The 16,830-nt window shown below is 62.7% G+C and carries 17 protein-coding genes; 9 read left to right on the top strand and 8 right to left on the bottom strand.

Annotated elements, in window-relative coordinates; all coding sequences use genetic code 11:
• The first annotated feature begins 6 nt into the window (after positions 1 to 6).
• The 3 genes from fabG (at position 7) to fabF (ending at position 2,477) form a co-directional block, all read left to right on the top strand.
• On the top strand, positions 7 to 744 hold the full coding sequence (fabG, locus tag AC0V7N_RS28645) for a 3-oxoacyl-[acyl-carrier-protein] reductase (RefSeq protein WP_475451557.1): 738 nt from the start codon (positions 7 to 9) through the stop codon (positions 742 to 744).
• A gap of 199 nt (positions 745 to 943) precedes the next feature.
• Positions 944 to 1,180, top strand: coding sequence for an acyl carrier protein (locus AC0V7N_RS28640; RefSeq protein ID WP_006203723.1), 237 nt, complete (start codon positions 944 to 946; stop codon positions 1,178 to 1,180).
• A gap of 34 nt (positions 1,181 to 1,214) precedes the next feature.
• Positions 1,215 to 2,477: a beta-ketoacyl-ACP synthase II gene (gene fabF, locus AC0V7N_RS28635; protein WP_172230506.1), complete on the top strand. Its 1,263-nt coding sequence runs from the start codon at positions 1,215 to 1,217 to the stop codon at positions 2,475 to 2,477.
• Here the strand turns inward: fabF and AC0V7N_RS28630 are convergent.
• Positions 2,465 to 2,737, bottom strand: a complete 273-nt coding sequence (locus AC0V7N_RS28630) for a hypothetical protein (RefSeq protein ID WP_475451555.1) — start codon at positions 2,735 to 2,737, stop codon at positions 2,465 to 2,467. The genes fabF and AC0V7N_RS28630 overlap by 13 nt on opposite strands.
• On the opposite strand from AC0V7N_RS28630, the gene mltG reads away from it, so the two are divergent.
• The 5 genes from mltG (at position 2,736) to AC0V7N_RS28605 (ending at position 6,889) form a co-directional block, all read left to right on the top strand.
• Positions 2,736 to 3,878, top strand: a complete 1,143-nt coding sequence (gene mltG / locus AC0V7N_RS28625) for an endolytic transglycosylase MltG (protein ID WP_475451554.1) — start codon at positions 2,736 to 2,738, stop codon at positions 3,876 to 3,878. The two genes, AC0V7N_RS28630 and mltG, sit on opposite strands and share 2 nt — an antisense overlap.
• A 156-nt stretch (positions 3,879 to 4,034) precedes the next feature.
• Positions 4,035 to 4,925 (top strand): YicC/YloC family endoribonuclease, encoded by an 891-nt coding sequence (locus AC0V7N_RS28620; protein ID WP_475451553.1) that lies wholly within the window; start codon positions 4,035 to 4,037, stop codon positions 4,923 to 4,925.
• 21 nt (positions 4,926 to 4,946) lie between these two features.
• Positions 4,947 to 5,603 carry a guanylate kinase gene (gmk, locus tag AC0V7N_RS28615; RefSeq protein WP_172234850.1) on the top strand — a complete coding sequence of 219 codons (657 nt, stop codon included), beginning with the start codon at positions 4,947 to 4,949 and terminating at the stop codon, positions 5,601 to 5,603.
• A gap of 137 nt (positions 5,604 to 5,740) precedes the next feature.
• Positions 5,741 to 6,091, top strand: coding sequence for a transposase (locus tag AC0V7N_RS28610; RefSeq protein WP_183460044.1), 351 nt, complete (start codon positions 5,741 to 5,743; stop codon positions 6,089 to 6,091).
• A 75-nt stretch (positions 6,092 to 6,166) separates the two neighbouring features.
• Positions 6,167 to 6,889 carry an IS3 family transposase gene (locus tag AC0V7N_RS28605; protein WP_475451551.1) on the top strand — a complete coding sequence of 241 codons (723 nt, stop codon included), beginning with the start codon at positions 6,167 to 6,169 and terminating at the stop codon, positions 6,887 to 6,889.
• 103 nt (positions 6,890 to 6,992) lie between these two features.
• Here AC0V7N_RS28605 and AC0V7N_RS28600 read toward each other — a convergent pair whose 3' ends face one another.
• The 7 genes from AC0V7N_RS28600 to lptF form a co-directional block, all read right to left on the bottom strand.
• The gene (locus AC0V7N_RS28600) at positions 6,993 to 7,286 is read right to left on the bottom strand and encodes a DUF1330 domain-containing protein (RefSeq protein WP_475451550.1); all 294 of its coding nucleotides are present in this window, start codon (positions 7,284 to 7,286) and stop codon (positions 6,993 to 6,995) included.
• A gap of 67 nt (positions 7,287 to 7,353) precedes the next feature.
• Positions 7,354 to 8,193 carry a 16S rRNA (adenine(1518)-N(6)/adenine(1519)-N(6))-dimethyltransferase RsmA gene (gene rsmA, locus AC0V7N_RS28595; RefSeq protein WP_475451549.1) on the bottom strand — a complete coding sequence of 280 codons (840 nt, stop codon included), beginning with the start codon at positions 8,191 to 8,193 and terminating at the stop codon, positions 7,354 to 7,356.
• A 25-nt stretch (positions 8,194 to 8,218) separates the two neighbouring features.
• On the bottom strand, positions 8,219 to 9,235 hold the full coding sequence (gene pdxA, locus AC0V7N_RS28590) for a 4-hydroxythreonine-4-phosphate dehydrogenase PdxA (RefSeq protein ID WP_475451547.1): 1,017 nt from the start codon (positions 9,233 to 9,235) through the stop codon (positions 8,219 to 8,221).
• Between the two features lie 13 nt (positions 9,236 to 9,248).
• Complete coding sequence (locus AC0V7N_RS28585) at positions 9,249 to 10,181, bottom strand: peptidylprolyl isomerase (protein WP_475451546.1); 933 nt, start codon at positions 10,179 to 10,181, stop codon at positions 9,249 to 9,251.
• Between the two features lie 90 nt (positions 10,182 to 10,271).
• On the bottom strand, positions 10,272 to 12,653 hold the full coding sequence (locus AC0V7N_RS28580) for an LPS assembly protein LptD (protein ID WP_496627435.1): 2,382 nt from the start codon (positions 12,651 to 12,653) through the stop codon (positions 10,272 to 10,274).
• 13 nt (positions 12,654 to 12,666) lie between these two features.
• Complete coding sequence (gene lptG / locus AC0V7N_RS28575; protein ID WP_475460533.1) at positions 12,667 to 13,752, bottom strand: LPS export ABC transporter permease LptG; 1,086 nt, start codon at positions 13,750 to 13,752, stop codon at positions 12,667 to 12,669.
• Positions 13,749 to 14,951 (bottom strand): LPS export ABC transporter permease LptF, encoded by a 1,203-nt coding sequence (gene lptF / locus AC0V7N_RS28570; protein ID WP_475451545.1) that lies wholly within the window; start codon positions 14,949 to 14,951, stop codon positions 13,749 to 13,751. Before lptF ends, lptG begins: the two co-directional genes overlap by 4 nt.
• Positions 14,952 to 15,315: 364 nt before the next feature.
• Here lptF and AC0V7N_RS28565 point away from each other — a divergent pair, with 364 nt between their 5' ends.
• Complete coding sequence (locus AC0V7N_RS28565; protein ID WP_475451544.1) at positions 15,316 to 16,827, top strand: leucyl aminopeptidase; 1,512 nt, start codon at positions 15,316 to 15,318, stop codon at positions 16,825 to 16,827.
• The last annotated feature ends 3 nt before the right edge of the window (positions 16,828 to 16,830 follow it).

Below are 16,830 nucleotides of genomic sequence, written 5' to 3'. Positions count from 1 at the left end.
ACAAAAATGTTCGAACTGACCGGCCGCAAGGCACTCGTCACCGGAGCATCGGGAGGCATCGGCGAGGCGATTGCCCGCGTACTGCATGCGCAAGGCGCCATTGTCGGCCTGCACGGCACCCGCATCGAGAAACTGGAGACCTTGGCAGGCGAACTTGGCGACCGGGTCAAACTGTTCCCGGCCAATCTGTCGATCCGCGACGAGGTCAAGGCGCTTGGCCAGAAGGCGGAGGCCGAGCTCGAAGGCGTCGATATCCTGGTCAACAATGCCGGCATCACCAAGGACGGCCTGTTCGTGCGTATGTCGGACGCCGATTGGGATAGCGTGCTCGAAGTCAATCTGACCGCCGTTTTCCGGCTGACCCGCGAACTCACCCATCCAATGATGCGCCGCCGCCATGGCCGTATCATCAACATCACCTCGGTGGTTGGCGTCACCGGCAATCCCGGCCAGACCAATTACTGCGCCTCCAAGGCCGGCATGATCGGCTTCTCCAAATCACTGGCGCAGGAGATCGCCACCCGCAACATCACCGTCAACTGCGTTGCACCGGGCTTCATCGAATCGGCCATGACCGACAAGCTCAACGACAAGCAGAAAGAAGCGATCATGGCGGCGATTCCGACGCGCCGCATGGGCACGAGTGTTGAAGTGGCGTCCGCCGTTGCCTACCTCGCCTCCAACGAAGCCGCCTACGTCACCGGCCAGACCATCCATGTCAACGGCGGCATGGCTATGATTTGACGGATACGGCGGGGCTGTGAAAAGAGACCATTTCGCCTTGGACCTCAGCCATTTTTCGTGTAATGCGGCCCGCAACCCGGCGGTTCGGGCAAAAACCGGTCCGTGGCCGTAGCGTTTCCGGCAGGACCATCTTTCAGCTTGATTAGCGGCATTCTGCCCGCTAACGAAGACAGACAAACAAAAGACGAGGATGCCCCAAATGAGTGACACCGCAGAGCGCGTCAAGAAGATCGTCATCGAGCACCTTGGCGTCGATGCCGACAAAGTGACGGAGCAGGCGAGCTTCATCGATGATCTGGGCGCTGACAGCCTCGACACGGTCGAACTCGTCATGGCGTTCGAAGAAGAATTCGGCGTCGAGATTCCCGACGACGCAGCCGAGACCATCCTGACGGTCGGCGATGCGGTGAAGTACATCGACAAGGCTTCGGCCTGACGCTTTCCGCAGTCATCACCGGGGAGGACCTGCGATGAGGCGTGTCGTCGTCACGGGCCTAGGGTTGTTGTCGCCGTTCGGCATGGGCTTCGAGCACAGCTGGAAGGAACTTCTGACCGGCCGCAGCGCCGCCAAGCGCATTACCGAGTTCGAGGTGGAGGATCTTGCTTGCAAGATCGCCCACGTCGTTCCGCGTGGTGACGGCAGCAATGCCACCTTCAATCCCGAGGCCGTGCTCGAGCCGAAGGAATTGCGCAAGATCGGCGACTTCATCCTGTACGGGATTGCCGCCGCCGATGAGGCGCTGAAGGATTCCGGCTGGGAACCCAAGACCCACGAAGAGCAATGCGCCACCGGCGTGCTCATCGGTTCGGGCATTGGCGGCATCGAGGGCATCGCCGAGAACGCGATGATCCTCAAGGAACGCGGCCCGCGCCGCATCAGCCCCTTCTTCATCCCGGGCCAGATCATCAATCTCGTCTCCGGCCAGGTTTCGATCCGGCACGGGCTGAAAGGTCCGAACCATGCCGTCGTCACGGCCTGTTCGACCGGCGCGCACGCCATTGGCGATGCTGCCCGGCTGATCATGTGGGGCGATGCCGACGTCATGGTCGCCGGTGGCGCCGAGGCGCCGGTGACGCGGCTGTCGATCGCCGGCTTCGCCGCCTGCCGGGCGCTGTCGACCGATCGCAATGACACGCCGCAGACGGCGTCGCGTCCCTATGACCGTGACCGCGACGGCTTCGTCATGGGCGAGGGCGCCGGTGTCGTGGTGCTTGAAGAACTCGAGCACGCCAAGGCGCGCGGTGCGAAGATTTATGCCGAGGTGACCGGCTACGGTCTCACCGGCGATGCCTATCATATCACGGCTCCGGCTGAAGACGGCGACGGGGCGTTCCGTTGCATGACTGCGGCGTTGAACCGGGCCAAGCTTACGCCCGCCGATGTTGACTACATCAACGCGCACGGCACCTCGACCATGGCCGACACGATCGAACTCGGCGCCGTCGAGCGGCTGGTCGGCAATGCGGCGTCGAAGATTTCGATGTCATCGACCAAGTCGTCGATCGGCCATCTCTTGGGCGCGGCGGGTGCCGCCGAAGCGATCTTCTCGATCCTCGCGATCCGGGACAATGTCGCGCCGGCGACCATCAACCTCGACAACCCGGAGCGCGAAACCGCGATCGACCTGGTGCCGAACAAGCCGCGGGCTCGCCAGATCGACGTGGCGCTGTCCAATTCCTTCGGTTTCGGCGGCACCAACGCTTCGCTTGTGTTCCAGCGCTACAATGGCTGATCGCCCGGCTGCCGGGCGATGATTGGGCATGTCGTCAATTTTGCCATATTCGCCCCTACTCTGCCGCAGGGGATTCGTTGAGAGATCAAACGGTAGGGCGAAATGAACACAAATCCGGCGGGCAACGGAGAATTCGGGCAACGGCCGGCGAATACCGGGCCGATCGTGCCGAAGACAGCCAGCGAGGCCTTGCGGCCGGAAGCCGGAACGCCGCCGCCGAAGCGCTCGCGCGCTTCGCGCAGCCAGGTCGTCGTGTTCATGAACTTCGTCATCTCCTTGGTGATGCTGATGGTTCTGGCGGCGGGTGCGGCGCTTTACTTCGGCAAGCAGGAATTCACCGAAGCCGGTCCCTCGGCCAATGGCGACACCTTCCTGGTCAAGCCGAACACCGGCGTCGCCGACATCGCCGACCAGCTTGAGCGCCGTGGGCTGATCAGCGATGCCCGCGTCTTCCGCCTTGGCGTGCGTGCCTTCGGCAACGATTCCGCGCTCAAGGCCGGCGAATACGAGATCAAACCCCGGGCATCCATGCGCGACATCATGGAGCTTCTGAAGAGCGGCAAGTCGGTGATGTACTCGCTGACCATTCCGGAAGGGCTGACGGTTGAGCAGGCCCTGCAGCGTATTGCCGACGAGCCCGCCTTGAGTGGCGACATGCCGTCGACAACGCCCCCCGAGGGTAGCCTTGCGACCGACACGCTGCGCTTCACGCGCGGCGCGACGCGTCAGCAGATGATCGACAAGCTGGTGGCCGATCAGAAGAAGCTGGTCGACGAGGTCTGGCAGCGTCGCGCGCCGGACCTGCCGCTCGCCAATATCGAGGACTTCGTCACCCTGGCCTCGATCGTCGAGAAGGAAACCGGCAGGGGTGACGAGCGTTCGCGCGTCGCCGCCGTCTTCCTCAACCGGTTGGCCAAGGGCATGCGCCTGCAATCCGATCCGACCATCATCTATGGTCTGTTCGGCGGCAAGGGAAAGCCTGCGGACCGCCCGATCTACCAGTCGGACATTCAGAAGCAGACGCCCTACAACACCTATGTGATCAGCGGCCTGCCGCCGACGCCTATCGCCAATCCGGGCCGTGCAGCACTTGAGGCCGTGGCCAATCCATCGAAGACCGACGATCTCTATTTCGTCGCCGACGGCACGGGCGGTCACGTCTTTGCCGCGACGCTGGATGAGCACAATGAGAACGTCGCCCGTTATCGTGCGTTGCAGAAGAAGCAGGCCGATGACGCGGCCAAGGCCGCTGCTGCCTCTGGTACAAACGGCAATGCCGACAAGCCTGCTACCGACAAGCCTGCCGATGACAAGCCCGCTACCGACAAGCCTGCCGACGGCAGCGACAGCACCGGTGGCGACAATAGCGATGCCGGCGGCGATGCGGGTGACGCCCAGTAAGACGAAGAAAGGCGTTGCCCGAAAGGCGACAGCCTGACATTTGAAGGAACGCCAAGCGTCCGATTTTGACGCACCCGCGGCGTGGTTGTTTTAAGCAGCACTTGCCCCGTCCGGAAAACTGGCTTTGGGGTGATGCGCCAGGGGTGTGCAGGCGACATGAATTTGCAGAGCATGACCGGGTTTGCGCGTGCCGTCGCCGAGCATGACGGCACTTCGATCGCCTGGGAGGTCAAGTCCGTCAACGGCAAGAGCGTCGAGGTGCGGCTGCGGCTGCCGCAAGGTTTCGAGCGGCTGGAGCCGACGGTCAGGCAAACGCTGCAGAAGCGTTTCGCCCGCGGCAATTTCCAGGCGACGCTGACCATCGGCCGCGCCGCCGGCGCGCAGGCGCAACCCGTTGTCAACGAGGCCTTTCTAAAGGACCTTGCTGGGCTGGCGAAGCGGCTGCAGGAACAATTCGGCGTTGCCCCCGCGTCGGCTGACGGGTTGCTGTCGCTGCGTGGCGTGCTCGACATTACCGAAACCATGGAAACCGAAGAGGCGCGCGCCGCGCTCGACATCGCCATCATGGCTGCGCTCGACGTGGCACTGAAAGGGCTGGAGCAGGCACGGCAGGGCGAGGGTGCGGCACTGACTTTGCTGCTATCCGGCCACATCGACGCCATCGAGGCACTGACGTTGCGCGCGGAGGCGGATCCGTCTCGCGAGACCACGGCGATCCGTGAACGCATCGCCGAGCAGGTCAGGCTGCTGATGGACGCGTCCGCCAATCTGGATGCGAGCAGGCTGCACATGGAGGCGGCGTTCCTCGCCACCAAGGCTGATATCCGCGAAGAGATCGACCGGCTGAAAACGCATGTCGCATCTGGCCGGGCCCTGCTTGAGGGCGGCGGCGCCGTCGGCCGTAAGCTCGATTTTCTGGCACAGGAATTTAACCGCGAATCGAATACGCTGTGCTCGAAGTCGAACGCCGCAGCCGTCACCGCGATCGGACTGGAACTGAAGGCCGTGGTCGACCAGTTTCGTGAACAGGTCCAGAATCTGGAGTAGCCGATGGTCGCCAAGGAACCGATGGTTCCCAGGGATTTGGGGTCCCGCATCCGCCGCCGGGGGCTGATGCTCGTGCTGTCGTCGCCATCCGGCGCCGGCAAGTCGACGATCGCGCGCAACCTCCTGGAAAGCGATTCCAGCCTCGAACTGTCGGTCTCGGTCACCACCAGACCGCGCCGCGGCTCAGAGATCGAGGGTGTTCACTACCATTTCCGCACCATGCGCGACTTCGAGCGGCTGCGCGATTCCGACGCGCTGCTTGAATGGGCCGAGGTGCACGGCAATTGCTATGCGACACCGCGCGAACCCGCCGAACTGGCGTTGGCGCAAGGCCGCGACATGCTGTTCGACATCGACTGGCAGGGCGCACAGCAGCTGAAGGAGAAGATGCGTGCCGACATCGTCTCCATCTTCATCCTACCGCCATCGATGAAGGAATTGAAGGCGCGGCTGAAGCGCCGGGCCGAGGACCAGGAAGCGGTGATCGAGACGCGGCTGAAGAACGCCCGCAACGAGATCGAGCACTGGAAGGAATATGATTTCGTCATCGTCAATGACGATCTCGACCGCGCCTTCGCTGAGGTGCGCGGCATCGTCGTCGCCGAACGATTGCGGCGGGACCGCCGGCCCGGTCTCTTCGATTTCGTCTCGGGGTTGCTGGACGAGAAAACCGTCTAGAGCTGTTCACCGTTTCACGAAAACGGCGACCCGCTCTAACTCTTTGTTTTGAGGCAATTCTGGAGTGCGCCCCTCGGAGCGGACAGATTGACTAAGCAGAATTGACTTGGAAGCCGGGCTTTCGAAGGATGGAAGCCATGACTGCACATCGCGCGCACAGCATCGAGTTCAAACGTCAGGTAGTGCAAGAGTTCCTCTCCGGTGAGACGCTTCATGGTCTGGCCAGGCGGCACGAACTAGCGCGTAACCTGATCCGTATCTGGGTCCAGAAATACGAGGCCGGCGCCTTCGACGAGGATGTAGCGGCGGCCGAGACGATGCAGACCTATGAGGCTCGGATCGCCGCGCTGGAGCGGCTGGTAGGCCGGCAAGCCTTGGAAATCGAGTTTCTAAAGGGGGCTCTGAAAAGCGCACCACGTCCCAGAAGCGGACCTACATCCGTGATCACCGGCCCCGCGGTGTCTCCATCGCTGAAGGATGCCGGCTGATGGGGATCGCGCGATCAACCTACTACGATCAGCCCGAAACCGCCGTGGATGACACAGCGCTCGTCGAGACGATGGGTGAGATCTCCGACAGCTTCGAAGCCTACGGGCTATCGCCGCATGCAGGCGGCGCTGCGGCAGAGCGGCATTGTCGTGAACCACAAGAAGGTCAGACGATTGATGCGCGAGCATGATCTGCAGCCCAGGATCAGGCGACGCTTCATCGCCACCACGGACAGCAATCATGAATTGCCGATCTTCCCGAACCTGGCGAAGGACGTGACACTCGATGGCCCGAACCGGCTTTGGGTAAGCGACATAACCTACGTGGCGATTGCGGCAGGCTTCGTCTACGTCGCGGTCATCTTGGATGCCTGGTCCCGCAAGGTCGTTGGTTACGCCATCGGCCGGTCGATCGACGCGCGCTTGACCGTTGCAGCATTGAAGGCGGCAATCGAACGGCGAAAGCCGCCGCCGGGCTGCGTCCATCACTCGGATCGAGGCGCGCAATATGCCGCGCTCCTCTATCGCAAGCTTCTCGCCGAGCACGATCTTATTGGATCGATGGGTCGGCGCGGCAATCCCTACGATAATGCCAAAGCGGAAAGCTTCATGAAGACGATGAAGGTCGAAGCCATCTATCCGATGGCCTATGAAACCTTCACCGACGTCGCTGAGGATCTTCCCCGCTTCATTGATGAGGTTTACAACACTCGCCGATTGCACTCAGCGCTCGGCTATCTCAGCCCGCAACAGTTCGAAGACCAACACGCCCGGAAGATGGTCAAAACTGCCGCCTGATCCTGTCCGCTCCGAGGGGCGCACTCCATTCCCGAGGGAAAGCCCTACGCGCTTTTCCCGGGGAAAACCGTTCACACTTTTCCTGGAATTGCTCTGGCTGGCTTCAGGGCGTCATGCCGTCGGCCAGGATCAGATCGCGGCTGAGTGCGGCGTCGCGCACCTCCAGTGCCGCGGCATACTCGGCGGATGCGTACCAGCGCCGTGCCTGCTCGATGTCAGGAAATTCGACGACGATCAGCGGTGTCGGATGCCACTCGCCTTCCAGCGTTTCCACTTGGCCGCCGCGTACGAGGTAGCGTCCACCATACTGGGCGATGGAAGCTGCTGCGCGTGAGCGGTACGTCTGGAACGCCTCTTCGTTGCGGATCGTGACATCGGAAATAATATAGGCAGGCATTTGGTTTCTCCGGCATGCTCGCCGGACTATCTATGCCTGCTTCGTCGCGATTCCAGAGCTGCCGGTGCTACACCGCATTGGTCAGTCGCACGAATTCCTCGACACTGAGCGTTTCGGCGCGGCGGGTCGGATCGATGCCCGCGCGCTCGAGCAAGGCCTCGCCGCCGAGGCTCTTCACACTCTGTCGTAGCATCTTTCGGCGTTGGCCAAAGGCGGCTTCTGTGACGCGGCCGAGTTTCTTCACGTCAGTGGGCAGGGGTGTCGTGCGCGGCTCCAGATGCACCACCGAAGAGGTGACCTTGGGCGGTGGTGTGAAGGCCTGGGGCGGCACATCGAAGGCGATCCTGGCCTGCGTGCGCCAGCCGGCCAGCACGCCAAGCCGGCCATAGGCGTCGCTGCCGGGCGCGGCGACGATGCGCTGGGCCACTTCGCGTTGGAACATCAGCGTCATCGAGGCGTAGAAGGGCGGCCAGGCCGGGACCGTCAGCCACCGCACCAGCAGCTCGGTGCCAATATTGTAGGGCAGGTTGGCGACGATCCGCACCTGACCACTGTCTCCGGCGGCCGCCGAAGCGAGGGCGGCGAAGTCGGTCTTCAGTGCGTCGCCTGAAATCACCTCCAGCCGGCCGGGATAGTGAGCGGAGACTTCGGCAAGGGCAGCCAGGCAGCGCTCATCGCGCTCGATGGCGACGACCCGGCGGGCGCCGTTGGAAAGCAGCGCCCTTGTCAGCCCACCGGGCCCCGGACCAACCTCGATCACCGTGGCGTCTGTCAGATCGCCGGCGCTGCGTGCGATCTTGCCGGTCAGATTGAGGTCGAGCAGGAAATTCTGGCCAAGCGCCTTTTTCGCCTGCAACCCATGGCGCTCGATGACGTCGCGCAGCGGCGGCAGACCGTCGATGCTCATGCGTTCGGACCCGAAACGGCAGCGCTCATGCAGCCACCGCCTTTGCGTCGGTGTCGGCGAGCCTTCTGGCGAGCTTCAGCGCCGCGATCAGGCTGTCGGGCCGCGCAATGCCCTTGCCGGCGATGTCGAAGGCAGTGCCGTGGTCTGGCGAGGTGCGGATGAAGGGCAGGCCGAGCGTGACGTTGACCGCCTCGTCGAAGGCCAGCGTCTTGGCCGGGATCAAGGCCTGGTCGTGATACATGCACAGTACCACGTCATAGCTTGCCCGCGCCCGCGCATGGAACAGCGTGTCGGCCGGCAGCGGGCCGAAAGCATCGATGCCTTCGGCGCGCAGGATGTCGACTGCCGGGCGCACGATACGCTCGTCCTCCAGGCCCATGGAACCGCCTTCGCCGGCATGCGGATTGAGGCCGGCGATGGCGAGCCTCGGCCTGGCGATGCCGAAGCGGCCGGCGAGGTCGGCCGCGGTGATGCGCGCGGTCGCGATGATCAGCTCGGTGGTCAGGGTCTTCGGCACCTCGGCGAGAGCGATGTGGATGGTTACGGGAACCGTGCGCAGGTCAGGACCCGCCAGCATCATCACCGGCATTGCGTCGACACCACTGTGCCGGGCTGCCAGGTGCGCCAGATATTCGGTGTGGCCGGGAAAGCGGAACCCGGCGTCGTAGAGCGGCTTCTTGGCGATCGGGCAGGTGACGACGGCGGCGGCGTCGCCGGCAAGGCAGGCGGCGACCGCGCGGTCGATGGCCTCGACGGTGCCGGCCGCATTGGCCGGATCCGGCCGGCCGGGGCTGTCGACGAACTGGGCCGCCAGTGGAACGATCGGCAAGGCATGGGCGAAAATCTGCACCGCTTGCGCCGGTATCGTCTCGACGATCGGCACCGACACGCCCAGCTGGCTTGCCCGCGAGGCGATCAGCGTCGGATCGGCCAAAAGATAGAAGGCGGGCAGACCAACTGCCTCGCGCGCCAGGAAGGCGGCGATGGCGATTTCGGGGCCGATGCCGGATGGATCGCCGACGCTCAGCGCCAGCGCGGTCATCGCGCTCTTCACGTCAGCGCTTGACGATGCGGGCTTTCGCCTTCAGCTCGTCGACATATTTCTTGCTGAGATCGTCGGCGGCCTTGTCGTTGGAGCCTTCGCTCTGGAACACCATCTGGGCTGTTTTGTCGTCGGATACTTCGCGCGACGAGCAGATGCCGATGAACTCGACGCCGCGATCGGTTTCGCGCGTGGTGGTGGCGCTGCCGACCTTGGTCGCCTTGATCTGGTCGGCCCAGTCCGGCGGCAATTGCGGCGCCAGCACCCGTCCGAGATCGCGAACGGTGACGTCGATGAGGCCCTTGGCGAATTCGCGCGTCGTGGTGCAGCCGTTGAAGCGGGCGCGCATGGCATCGGCCTCGCGCTTGCGCTTGGCCAGCGTCGCGCTGCGTTCGGCGGCGGGCACGACGAAGATGACCTGCTGCAGCATGTACTCGGTGGCGCTCGGTTTGGCCCCGCCCTTGTCGAGCATGCGCCTGACGGCGTCCTGTTCGGTCACGCTGCCGCCTTCGCCGGAACGGTAACGCGCACTCAAGGCCTGGTTCCAGGCCATCTGGGCGCGGATGAACTCTTTGAAATGGTCCTTGCCGACGCCGGATTTCTCCATCACGCCGTCGAGTTGGGCGAGCTGCATCTTGTTGCCGGAAGCAAAGCGCTGATAGGCGGCCTCGACCTGGGCGTCGCTGATGCGGATGCCAAGCCGCTTGGCCTCGGCCATGCGCAGCGTCTGGTCGATCATTTCCTGGGCGGCATCGCCCTTCTTGCGCTGCAGCTTAAAGAAGGCGGCGCGATGCGCGATATCGCCTGACGTGATTGGTATGTCGTTGACGATGTATTTGATCTCGCTGGCGAAAGCCGGCGGCGTCATGACGGTCATCGACACGGATGTCGCCGCCACAAGCAGCGCGAACCCTGCTGAAAAGAGGTATTTCCTCATCATTAGCATCCCAATTCTATCCCGGTTCCGCCCAATTTCGTCCTCTCCCGGGTGCGCGAATCCGTGCCAGCCCTATGCGGCGAAACGATGTCTCGCCGGCTATTGGATGGTGTCGATTGCGCTGGTCGACGAGCCGAAGTCGCCAAGGGTGCGGAACGACAGGTTGAAGCCGATGCTCTGCGTCACTTCCCTGGTGTTCAGGTCACGCGACTGCGAGTACGTCATCAGATAGGTGAAGCAGGAATCGTTGTAGGCGAAGCCGACCCCATCCTTGACCAGCAGGCTTTCCTGCAGATCATAGGTTCCTGTCCCGAACACGCGCCAGTTCTGGGCCAGATGCGTGGAGGCACCCAGTGTGACCTCATGACGGTCGGTGGTGAAACCGTAGAGCGGCTGGGCCTGGATGAAGGCGTATCTGGCACTCAACGACACCGGCAGGCCTGAATAGGCGGCCCTCAACTCGGCGCGGCGAACCTCGAAGGTCTGTTCGTCGAAGCGGCCGCTGACCGAGGCCGCGAATCCATTCGGGCTGTTGATACCGAACAGACCGACATAGTCGGACTTGGTGGTCTGAAGGCCCGAATAGGCGCCGACATTGACCAGATCCGGCGCGGCGAAGGAGTTCTCGCCGCCAATCTGATAGGACTGGCCGAAGATGGCATTGGTGCCCCAGCCATTGATGTAGGAGCCGGAATAGCGGAAGCCGACATTGGCGCGCGAGCCGCCTTCGATGCGGTCATAACCGGAGAACTTGTCGCGTTCGAACAGGGTGGTCGCGTCGAACACCATGCTCTGGGCGTCTTCGTTCGGAATGGAGAGGCCGCCGACATATTGTTCGTTCGGACGCATAAAGACCTGCGCCATCGGCTCGATGACATGGCTGGATCCGCTGGCCATCGAAAACAGCAGCGGCCAACGCATTTCGAGCCCGGCGGTTGCCATGTAGCGGGCGAACGACGAACGCATATCGTCCTGCTCACCCAAATTTGTCGCCATCTGGTTGACGGCGGCGAGCGAGGCCGATGATGCGTTAAGGTAATCGACGTCGCCCTGCAGCGCCAGCAACGGTGTCAGCACCAGCCCGTCGTCGGTGACAAAGCTCCGCTTCCACTCGGCCTCGGCCGTGAGACGTCCTGATTCGCCCGCGATGCCGGGCACGCGCACCGTAGGCGTAGTCGTGCCGTCATCGAGATCATCGCGGCGGAGGACCCGCGTATTGACATTTAAAGACAGCTGCCCGCCGGCGACCGCCACGTCGGGAATGTAAGCGTAGTCGAGAGAAGGCAGCACCCAGGGCTGCTGGCCGCTGCGCGCGGTGCTGTCGATAGTGTTTTCCTGAACGTCGAAATGCATTGCACGCACGTCGAAATAGTTACGGCCATTGAGGCCCGTCAGGTAGACCGTCGACTGATGCACGGCTGCGTTGTACTTGTCGATATTATAGGTGCTCGAAAAGTCCTTGTCGGTCTGCAGCAGAACGTCCCAGCCGAACTTCCAGCGTTCGTTGATGGCGAACTGTCCCTGCGTGCCCATCATGCCGCGGAACTTGTTTGGATCGCCCGCTGCGCCCGAATCGACATTGTGGCCGGAGGCGTCGACGAAAGCGTCGGGATTCTGCTGCTGGATCCCGGCGATCTTGAAACTGTATTCGCCATTGTTGAAACGCTGGCGCCACTCGGCCTCTCCGAGGAAACCCTGCTTGGTATAGCCGCTTCCCGTCACCGTCAGGTCATATGTCGGCGAAAGTGCGAAATAATAGGGAATCTTGACGCTGTACCCCAGGTGGCTGTTGTAGTTGATGCTGGGGATCAGGAAGCCGCTCTTGCGCTTCACCGTCGGGTCGGCGATCTCGAACGCTGGCAGGTAGGCGAGGGGAAAGCCGAAGAATTCGAAATTCGCATTCTCGAAGCGAACCGTCTTCTTCTCGCCGTTCCAGATGATCTTCCTGGCTTTCACGCGCCAGGTCGGCGCCTTGTCGGGCTTGTCCTCGCACGGTTCGCACGCGGTGTAGACACCGTTGTGGAATGTGGTCAGCACGCCGCCCATGCGCTCGGCGCTTTCGGCGGCGAAATAGGCCTTGTCGATGGTTTCAACGCGCAGCGCGTTGACGAAACCGTCGGCGAAATCGTCGGTGATATCGATATGCTGCGAATTGATCTTGGTGCCGTCGCTGTTGACGATCTCAACATTGCCGGTGGCAACCATCCGCTTGGTGTTGCGGTCGTATATGACCTTCTGGGCGACGAGGCGGTTGCCGCCATAGTCGATCTGCACACCACCGACAGCGGTCACCGTCTGGTTGTCATTGTTGTAGACCAGCGTATCGGCGGCCAGCAGCATCTGCGAGCCGGCCGGAACGTTGGTCGTCATCTTGCCGACTTCCTGAGCGAAGGCAGGCAACGGCACGGCGCAGGCAAGCAGGCACGCCAAAGCGCTCGCCGCATAGAGGCGCGCCAAATTGGCCTGCCTGTTGCTGGGCAAAACGCCTCCCTCACTAGCCGTCTTCCTTGTATAGCAGGAAAGTCACCCCGAAGAACATAGCTACCACGACCGGCACCCAGGCGGCTATGGCTGTCGGCACGAATCCCGCCACGCCGAATGCCTTCACCAGCACCGAAACGACATAAAGCAGAAACCCGGCAACGACGCCACCCAGAATCATCGTTGCCGATTGCCCCATTCTCGCAAATCGCATTGAAACTGTTGCCGCAATCAGCGTCATGGCGACGAGAAGGAACGGCAACGCCACCAGCGAATCAAACTGCATGGCGAACGCATTTGCCTTGAGGCCGAAGGAACGGGCAACCTCGATTTTTCCAGGCAGGTCGTAGAACGGAATGGTCTCCGGGCGTGCCAGACGCTCCTGCACGAATTCGGGCTTCAAATTGGTCGGCACGCGATCGCTGGCCGCGGGCTGGATGGTGCCGTTCCTGAAGGTCTTCACATCCTGCAATTCCCAATAGCCGTCCCGCAGATAGGCGCGGGCGGCGTCCTTGCGCTCGACGATGTTGCCTTTCGGGTCGAGGATGAAGAAGACGACATCGGCCATCTCGAGGCCCTGGTTGAGGATGGCCCGCGCACCGATGATGGTGTCACCGGTACTGGTTTTCTGGCGAATCCAGGGGGCGGCATCGGCCGAAACCGTATTTGATTTGCCGGAGCGCAACTGGGTCTCGATCTGCTCGGACAAGGAGAAGGCATGCGCGGCGAGCGGGTTGATGAGCCCGACCGAGACAAAGCCGAACAGCAACGCTCCGATGCAGCATGGCAAAAGGAATTGCCAGGCGGAAACGCCGGCGGACCGCGCGATGACCAGCTCGTAGCGGCGGTTGAGCGAAACCAGTGTCGCCATCGCCGAGAACAGGCCGACAAACGGCACCGTCTGCAGCATGATCATCGGCATGCGAAGACCCGAAATGGCCACCGCCGTTCCGTAGGTGAAGCCGGGCAGGCCGGTGGTGCGGCCGGACAGCTCGGTGAAATCGATCAGGAACACCAGCGCCAGCAGGCCCAGGAAGAACCAGATCGTGATCGTCACGTAGCGGAAGAAGAAATAGCGGCCCAGTGTCCAGCCCATCAGCCGATCCCCTGACCTGAAGTGCCGCGCCTCGACCAACGCAGTTTGAGGGCATTCCAGCCGTCACCGAAGCGGCTGGCCAGGTTCGTCATCCAGTCCGCCCATGCCACTGGCAGTTCCATGGTCCGGTTCGACACGATGAACCAGATGGCCACGGCGGAAGCCACGATGGGCACGCCATAGACCATATAGGCGTATTGCGGCACTTCATCGGCCTTGCTGGCGGCAAAGAAACCCAGCCAGCGCACGAACAGGGATATGGTGATCGCCGTGATCAAAGGATTGACGCGTGCCTCACGATGCGAGCGCGCGTCGCCGGCGACCGCGAGCGCGATCAGCGCGAACACCATGGAATACAGCCATTCCGAAAACCGCTGGTCGACCTCGGCCCGGTATTCCTGCGGATTCTGCTGAAAACTCTTGTCGTTGGGGCTTGGATTGAGCAGGTACTGGGTGGTCTGGTCCTTCGGCAACAGCGTCACCTCGGAAGCCGCCGCCATGAAAGCCGACATGTCGAAGGCATAGGAGGTGAACCGGATGACGCTGAGGTCGCCGGTCAGCGTTTTGCGGTGGATGACGCCGTCGTTCATCATCAGCACCTTTTCGCCGCCGCGTTCGACGACGCTGCCGGTCTTGGCGTAATAGACGAGATTGACGCCTTCCTCGCGCGAATCGGCGACGAAGATGCCGCCCAGCTTGTTATCGGGAAGCCGCTCGCCAATCTGCAGGAACAGCCCGTCCTCGATCTTTCGGAAAGTGCCTTCCTGGATGATCAGCGACAACAGATCGGCGCGCGACTCCGCCACCAAAGCGCGGTTCTTCTGCCGTGCATAGGGGTCGATGCCATTGTCGACGGCAAAGGAAAAAACACTGGCGGCAACGGCCAGAAGCATGATCGGCCGCACGATCGTCCAGCGCGAGGCGCCGGCGGCGTTGACGACGGCGAGTTCGGAATCCGAATTCATGACACTGAGTGTCTGGGCGACCGCCACCACCAGCGCGAAAGGCACGACGATCGGAATGATCGAGGGGAGAATGAGGGCGGCGACCTCGAAGAAGGTCAGCGACGACTGGCCGCTGTCGGTAACCAGATCGATCTTGGCCAGCACCTGCGTGGTCCACACGATGGCCAGCGTCCAGACCAGCGCTGCCAGAAAGACCACGAAAGCGCGGCGCATGATGTAGCGTTCAACGACCTTCATGAAGGCTTTACTCGATTTTCTCGAACGGCATCATGCCACCACGCTAAGGGTAGCTGCCCGGCGACGCCCGCACAACTGGCTCCGATGGGCTCGATCAGGCAGGCGATCCGGTTCCCGTCCCACGTCGCGTGCCGCAATGAACCGGAGTGTCGGAGGGAATGGATAAGAAAGGGAAAACATCGATGGTTAACAACAGGTTGCGGCATGAAGCGGGGCCGTGCCGCGACGAATCGCCATCGATTCCACGTGTCATATGGGTGGTCATTTTGGCAAAGTCTTGCCAAATGCCGGAAAACGACCAAATGTCGCGGATCACTTCAAAGCGCTTCGCACACCATCGCGCAATCCCCGAAAGCAGGACATGATGAACCCGAGACCGTCGATCGCCTTTGCAAAATTCGCCGCGCCTCAGACGGCGGCGAACAGGAAGGGCACGGTCTTCGTGCTGTCGGCGGATGACGGTGGCCTGAGCGATGCGGCCAGGGCTTACGATCCCGGCAAGACGCTGGATCGGGCCTTTCCGGTGGCCGAGTTCAGCGGCAAGTTCGCCGGCGTCGTCGAGATTCTGGCGCCGGAAGCAACCTCACTCGACAGGCTGGTCGCGGTCGGCGCCGGTAAGGCGGCGGGGCTCGATGAATATGCCTGGCTGAAACTGGGCGGCACCATTGCGGCGTCGCTGCGCAAGGCAACCGACGTCGCCGTGGTGCTCGACCTGGTCGGCGCCTCGGCTGATGGCAAGGACGCCGCCAACCTTGCCGCGGGCATTCTCCTGCGCAGCTATTCCTTCGACAAGTACAAGACCAGGAAGGACAAGGATGACGCAAAGGCCGATCAGAAAAAGCCGGTCAAGGTCACCATCCACACCGCAGACCCCGCGGGCGCCAAGAAGGCTTTCGCCGAGACCGAGGCGGTGGTCGACGGCGTGCTTCTGGCGCGCGACCTGGTCAACGAACCGGCAAACGTGCTGGGACCGGTCGAGTTCGCCGCCCAGGCCAAGGAACTCGAGGCGCTCGGCGTCAAGGTCGAGATCCTGGCCGAGAAGGAGATGAAGAAGCTCGGCATGGGCTCGCTGCTCGGCGTCGCCCAAGGCTCGCCTCGCGGCGCCCGCATGGCGATCATGCAGTGGAACGGCGGCAAGCCCAAGGACAGCCCGATTGCCTTCGTCGGCAAGGGCGTCACCTTCGACACCGGCGGCAATTCGATAAAGCCGGCTTCGGGCATGGAGGATATGAAAGGTGACATGGGCGGCGCCGCCGCCGTCACCGGGTTGATGCATGCCCTGGCCGCGCGCAAGGCAAAGGCCAATGTCGTCGGCATCATCGGCCTTGTCGAGAACGCCGTCGACGGCCACGCCCAGCGTCCCGGCGACATCGTCACCTCGATGTCGGGCCAGACCATCGAGGTGCTCAACACCGACGCCGAAGGGCGCCTCGTGCTCGCCGACGCGCTGTGGTACTGCAACGACCGCTTCCAGCCGAAATTCATGGTCAACCTGGCGACGCTGACCGGCGCCATCATGGTCGCGCTCGGCCTGCATTATGCCGGCCTGTTCTCCAACAATGACGAACTGGCGGAGAGGCTGGCGGCGGCGGGGCAGGCGACGCAGGAACGGTTGTGGCGCATGCCGCTCGGCGCCGAATACGACAAGCTGATCGATTCCAAGAACGCCGACATGAAGAACATCGGCGGCCGCTATGGCGGCGCCATCATCGCCGCGCAATTCCTGCAGCGCTTCGTCAAGGACACGCCCTGGGCGCATCTCGACATTGCCGGCACGGCGATGGGCTCGCCGTCGAACGAGATCAACCAGTCCTGGGGTTCAGGCTTCGGCGTGCGCCTGCTCGACCGGCTGGTGCGCGACCACTACGAAAGCTGACCT

The sequence above is a fragment of the Mesorhizobium kamtschaticum genome (assembly GCF_056174585.1).
Note: the sequence above shows the minus strand (reverse complement) of the source record. Positions and strands in the feature narration are given on the sequence as shown.